We start from the raw sequence: 6,698 nt of genomic DNA on the forward strand, positions 1-6,698 counted from the left end.
CTATGCAATTAAGTAGAGAAGAAGAATATTTAAAGCTAATGGACATTATAAAAAATTTAAAAAAGATGATTTGTTTGATGAGAGACAATAGTGAAATAGATTATGAAGCAAATAATGAATACGTAAAATTAATAAATTATATAGAAGAAGAGGTCATAAAAAATGAAGAAAGCATAAAGGAGTTAAAAGAACCTTTTTTGCTATTTGTAGTAGGAGGTGGAAATTATGGTAAATCAACTTTAATAAATGCACTACTTAAAGAAAAAATAGTAGAAACAACTGATATCCCTAATACATGGAAGTTAGATTTATTTATTAAATCAAAAAAAGAAAGAATGGAAATAACCTATCAAGATAACTCAAAATCTATTAAATCTTCTAAAGAGGGAATAAAGTTATTAAAAAGAGAAGAAGAAAAATATAAAGTATCTAGAAAAAAAATATTAAGAAGAGTTAAAGAATATAAAAATACAAAAGAATTAACTTTGGATGAATTAAAAGAACACAGAAAAAGACTAGAGAATGAGTATCTATATAAATCTAATATAATTCAAATTAAATACTATATTTCTAAAGGAGATATACTAGAAGATTTTGTAATTGTTGATACTCCAGGATTAAATCAAGTACTTTTAAAAAATACTTTCACTAGAGTAAAAAAGTACTATGAAAAAGCAGATGGAGTAATTTGGTTAATAGATGCTCAAAATATTGTTTCAAAAGAAAATAATAAAATTATAGAAGAAATAGAAGAGATAGATACGTTGCATAGTAAAAAGAAAAATATTATAGCAGTAATAAACAAAATAGATATAATAAGAAAAGACAATATTGCAAACCTTGCAAAAGTAAGAAGAAAAGTAATGGAAATATATGAAGATAAATTTGATGACATAGTATTTATATCGGCAAAAGAGGCATTAGAAGGGTTAATTAATGAAGATGATAATTTAATAGAAAAAAGCAATATAAAATATTTATATCAAAGTATAGACAAAAACTTTAAAAATAGAGCAGAGGAAAATCAAATAAAATCAAAATACAAGAATTTGTATATAATGAAAGATAGTATATTAGATAAGATATACAACTATAAAAGAAATTTATACAAAGATATTTCTATATATAATGAAAGTCAATTTGAGCAAAAAGATAAAATAAAGGATTTAGATATTTATGTAAAAAATAGATTAGAAGAATTTAAAAAAGGAAACTACGAAAAAAGAGACGACATAATCGAGTTAAAAAAAGAAGTAGAAGAGCTACAAAATGTATGTAATTTAAATTTAGAAAATTTATATGAACATTTATATATAAAGTCTAATTTTAAACCCAACAAAACGGAGAAAGATATAAATACAAACTTATATTTTACAAGGAGCAAGCACATAGTATTTGACTATAACAAAAGTTATAGAATAAATAACAACAATATAAATTTTATTAATAAAATAGAAAATATATTAAACAAAAGCAATTCTAAAAGCAAATCTGATGATGAAGTATTATTAATAAATACAATTATCCCACAAATAAATTTTCTAATTGAAGAAATTGTTGAAGTTGTAGATGAAAAATTGAATTTAATACACATTAATTTGAATGAAACAAGAGAAGAAAGCTTTAGAGAAAAACATATAGACTACTTAAGTGTAAAAAAACATATAGATTATTTAGACAATATAGAAAATATAATGAAAATTTTGAGGTGATATTTTGGATAATAGGAGAAATTATATTTATGAAATAAAGGATAGTATATTACAATCTCCAATTAGAAAAAGATTAACAGAGTCTGAAAATATACCATTTAAAAAAGTAGTATTAGAAAATTTAAATAATACAATAGAAAACATTAAGGCTCTAGAAAATAATAAAGATAAGGCTGTAAAATTGGTTATAGTTGGAGAAGTAAAATCAGGGAAATCAAGTTTATTAAATGCATTAATAGGAAAAGAAGTAAGTACAGTGGATGTACTAGAAGCAACATCATCAATAATAGAAGTAATATATGATAAAGAAAACAAAACTAAAAAATCAGACAATATTACTCAGGTAAGACTTAATATAGAATATCTAAAAAAAATCAATATAGTAGACACTCCAGGACTTAAAAGTATAACAATAAAGAATGAGCAAAAAACCTTAAATTATATTCAAAATGCAGACCTAATATTATTTGTAATAGATGCAACTCATATAGGCCAAGAAGATATATTAGAATCCCTAGATTTAATAGCTCAATATAGAAAGCCTATAGTTGGAATAGTAAATAAAGCAGATTTACTAGAAGACAATAAGCAGGAAGTCATGGAGTATATAAAAGACGAATACGGAATATATATAGATGATTTCTTTATGATATCTTCTTATTTAGAATATCAAGATAAAATGAGTAAAAATGTAAAAGCAGGAAATACAGATATAGTAATATCTAATTACAATGAATTAAAGGAAAACTTTAAACAACTAGTAAAATACATAGAAGATACAAGTAACAACTATAAAGCTGTAAAAGAAAAAAGTTTAAACTCATCCTTAGAAGGGATAATTCATAAAGAAATAGTTAATCATCATGAATATAAACAAAGTTTATTTGTTTTAGTAGAAGAACTTAAAAAGCATGAGAGATTACTACAAAATAAATTTGATTATGTAAAATCTAAAATGGAATTTGAAGTAAATGATTGGTGTAATAGAGTATTTTTAAGTGAAGAATTAAGCAAAATTAAAGCGGATATAGAAAGTTCTGCAATTTATATTAATGAAATTTATATTAATGATAGGGTTAACAAAAAGAAAATAGAATTAGATGAATTATTTTTTAAAGAATGGAGTGAATGTTTAAAAGAAATAAGTGATCAGTTAGATGATGATATAAAAAAATATATAGATAAAATAACTTATAGAAGTGAACTATTAGATACACCACATTTGAATATTGATAGTGGAAAGGGAAATATTAATGAAATGCTAGCTACTGTTGGAAGTGGAGCAATACTAGGGGCTACATCAGGCGGTATAATATCTATGTATACTGCTGCAATTGGTTCCTCAGCAGCATCAGTTACAATTGGGACGGCATTAATAACTTACTGTCCACCATTACTAATAGCAGGCACAATAAGTGGTGCCCTAGGCAAGGTTATATACGATAAGGTTAAGTCTGATAAAAATAACAAAGAAATACTAAATGATATAGATAATTTTATTGATGGATTAAAATACAAAATAATAGAAGCATTAAATGAAGGTTACTTTAAAGCAAGTCAAGAAATAGTTTTTACAACTACGGAAATACTCAAAAACCTAAAAGGAATCTATACAAATAAATATGACATAGAAAAACTATCTAAAGAAATAGAAGCATATATAGAAAAACTAAAAAAATATATAAGTAATTAACTAAAAAATCTCCATTAATTTGGAGAATTTTTTTTATTTATATCATATATATAAGTATAGGCTACAATAAAGGAGAAATTAAAGTGATTACGATAAGTTTGTGTTTAATAGTCAAAAATGAAGAAGAAGTAATTAGTAGATGCCTAGGCAGTATAAGTGAAGCAGTAGATGAAATAATTGTAGTTGATACAGGTTCAACAGACAATACAAAAAAAATAGTAAGTGAATATACAGATAAATTATATAATTTTGAGTGGAAAGATGATTTCTCAGAAGCTAGAAATTTTTCCTTTAGCAAGGCAACAAAAGAATATATACTATGGTTAGATGCAGATGAATTTTTAGATATTATAAATAAGGAAAAACTAATGAAATTAAAAAGTGAATTGGATAAAGATATAGATGTAGTGACAATGCAGACTTATATATGTATTGATGAAAATAACAATCCTAAAATAATGGCTAGAAGAAATAGGTTAGTAAAAAATAGAAAAAACTATAAATGGTTTGGTTTTATACATGAATATATTGAAACTTGTGGAAACTGTTATGATAGCAATATTTCAATTATTCACAATAAAGTTAAAGCCAATAGCAATAGAAATCTTGAAATTTATAAAAAAAATATAGATAAAGGCAAAACATTAACAGATAGAGACTTATATTATTATGGCAAAGAACTTTACTACAACGAATTTTGTGATGAAGCAATCGAAATATTAAAACAATTTGTAGATAGGGGTTCCTGGAATGAAGAAATAGTAGATGCGATATGTAAAATAGGAGAATGTTATTTATGCAAAGGGGAATTAGTAAAGGCAAGAGAGTATTTCTATAAAACCTTTGAATATATAGAACCTCGTGGAGAGGTATTGTACAATATAGCTACATCTTTTGAGGAAGAAAAAAAGTACCATCAGGCTATTATATGGTATGAAATAATACTACAATTACCAATACCTAAAGATTGTAATCAATGTGTAAATTTAGGATGTTGGAGATTTAATCCACATTTAAATTTATGTTCTTGTTATTTTGAAATTGACGATTTACCAAGAGCATATTATCATCATAAAAAATGTTTTGAAATAAATCCATTAGACACATGTGTTATACAAAATGATAAATTTTTCAAATCTATAATTAAAGACAAGCCATAAAAAACCTAGGATAGTATCCTAGGTGTACATAAAACTATTTAAATTTATAATGTGAAATTTTATACAAAAACATTGCAGTACATTTAATTAAAACGTTTATGTTACCTAAGACGCTTTGGTCATTTTCATTTGAGTGCAATTTAGTTACATCCATTCCAAGTTGTAAACTAATATTATTTATATAGCTAAATTGAATGCAAACCATAGATAAAAAATATATTAGTCCAATTATAAATAATGAAAGAATCACAAGAATCACAAATATCCACCCCCATCATGCCGAAAGAGCATGTCCTCTATTATGTAAAGTCTAACACATAAGATGATTAATATCATCTTTCAAATAGGTTTAAATATAACTTTAAAATAACAATAAACTATTTCCTATGATAAAATTCATATAGATTTATGATATAAGTTAAACAATAACAATATATTATGGTGTAAAAAAATAAAATCTAGAATAAACTTATTCTAACCTTTAATGTATAAATACAAAAAAAGATAAAAATACTACAAATATAATCCATAGCATTAAAATATTAATACTATGGATTATATTTGTAAGAATATTCGATATAAAGTTAATTGTATTAATATTATTATCGGAATCTATAATACAAACTTTATCTCTTAGTTCCACTGATTTTAATATTTTTTTATAGTCTAACACTTTTAGAAATTTATGCTTAATATTTTCTATTTGTGATAGTGCAGATTCTTTATTTATACATAAAATTATGAAAAAAATAGAGGAATGTTACTTCATTTTTTAGGTTATAATCTCATTTTCACATGAGGTATTCTTTTTTAAACGTAGGATACCCCTTTATTAATTATTGTATAAGTACTATTATAAATATATTAATTATAATAATTTTAACAAATAAGTTGGAGGGTTTTCAATTGAATAATACTAAAAAACTAACAGAAGCAGCACTGTTATCATCATTATTTGTAGTTTGCACAATTGTTGCTGTAGGAACAGGGATTGGATATTCACTTTATCTAGATTTTATTGTTCCTGTATTCCTTTGTATAATATGCTTAAAATGTGGATTTAAATATACTGTTTTATCGGGAGTAACCTCCGTATTAATAGTAGGATTAGTACTTGGAGATATAGGAACTGCAATATGGATAACACAAAGCATAGTTCTTGGAATTATGTGTGGAATACTTCTTAATAAGCCTACTGCCATTATGGATGACCTGGTGTATGCCTCAATACTTGGGGTACTACTTATGGTGCTTATAGATGTATATGCCTCTGCACTTATAGGATACAGTTTTATGAAAGAATTTCAAGAATACGTAAAATTATTCCCATATAAAAATTGGACAGATATTATCTATTATTTATTTATAGCAACTCTTCCATTTGGAACAGTATTTACAGTATATTATGTATCCTTAATTGTTGGAAAAAGATTAAAAATAGTGCAAGGAGAGGCTAAGAAAAAGTTAGAAATAATGAGTAACTTTAGAAGGTATTCTAGATTTTTATGTTGCTCAAAAAAAGTATTTTATTCTTGTGCAATGTATATATTTTTAGTGGAGATAATGAATATTTTAAATATTAATGTAGAGAGTGTATATTTAAAAACAGTAATAATATCTATAGAGTATTTGTGTATGTACTTTGTTATAAGAGATGGATATGTAACGATACAAAACTATGTTTTAGCAAAGTTTGAAAAAATATCATATGCTAGAATATTATTGTTAATATTTGTAGTATTACTTATAATTTTATACAGAATAACTATAGGTATAATAGTAATATTAAATATTATACTAGACAACAAAATAGACATTAGGACAAGGCAAAGTAATATTATTAATGGATTGTTAAAATAAAGAGAATAGGGGGATTGAAATGGAGAATACAAACCTTAAATGGCTAATAGAAGAACCTATAGCTCACAGGGGATTATTTAATAACCAAAAACCAGAAAATTCCTTAGCAGCTTTTAAAAATACAGTAGATAATAATTACAATAAATTGCCGAAAAGCCCCCTTCTTTAGATGTGGGGATGAAAGGCAAGGTCTCAAACTATCTTAATAAAGAGAGGTGGAACAACTTCTAGTTATATTAAGTCTCAAATGTTGTATAATAAAAATAATATATG

General features: G+C 24.6%; 5 protein-coding genes. All 5 read left to right on the forward strand.

The features are described from left to right. Window positions 1–2: 2 nt before the first annotated feature. The 5 genes from ACRC03_RS12685 (at window position 3) to ACRC03_RS12705 (ending at window position 6,594) form a co-directional block, all read left to right on the forward strand. Window positions 3–1,712 carry a dynamin family protein gene (locus ACRC03_RS12685; protein WP_438652942.1) on the forward strand — a complete coding sequence of 570 codons (1,710 nt, stop codon included), beginning with the start codon at window positions 3–5 and terminating at the stop codon, window positions 1,710–1,712. A gap of 4 nt (window positions 1,713–1,716) precedes the next feature. Then, window positions 1,717–3,405 (forward strand): dynamin family protein, encoded by a 1,689-nt coding sequence (locus ACRC03_RS12690; RefSeq protein WP_438652943.1) that lies wholly within the window; start codon window positions 1,717–1,719, stop codon window positions 3,403–3,405. Window positions 3,406–3,488: 83 nt separating this feature from the next. Beyond that, the gene (locus ACRC03_RS12695; protein WP_438652944.1) at window positions 3,489–4,565 is read left to right on the forward strand and encodes a glycosyltransferase; all 1,077 of its coding nucleotides are present in this window, start codon (window positions 3,489–3,491) and stop codon (window positions 4,563–4,565) included. A gap of 906 nt (window positions 4,566–5,471) precedes the next feature. Next, window positions 5,472–6,425 (forward strand): DUF2232 domain-containing protein, encoded by a 954-nt coding sequence (locus ACRC03_RS12700; RefSeq protein WP_438652945.1) that lies wholly within the window; start codon window positions 5,472–5,474, stop codon window positions 6,423–6,425. Window positions 6,426–6,444: 19 nt separating this feature from the next. After that, a complete protein-coding gene (locus ACRC03_RS12705; RefSeq protein WP_438652946.1) occupies window positions 6,445–6,594 on the forward strand; it encodes a hypothetical protein in 150 nt (49 codons plus the stop codon). Window positions 6,595–6,698: the final 104 nt, after the last annotated feature.

This window comes from Romboutsia sp., from assembly GCF_051659545.1.
Lineage (GTDB): Bacteria > Bacillota > Clostridia > Peptostreptococcales > Peptostreptococcaceae > JBOFOR01.

Bases quoted from the DNA above. Each gene is read 5' to 3' on its own strand.
- ACRC03_RS12705 (WP_438652946.1), top strand. From the start codon at position 6,445: ATGGAGAATACAAACCTTAAATGGCTAATAGAAGAACCTATAGCTCAC.
- ACRC03_RS12685 (WP_438652942.1), top strand. From the start codon at position 3: ATGCAATTAAGTAGAGAAGAAGAATATTTAAAGCTAATGGACATTATA.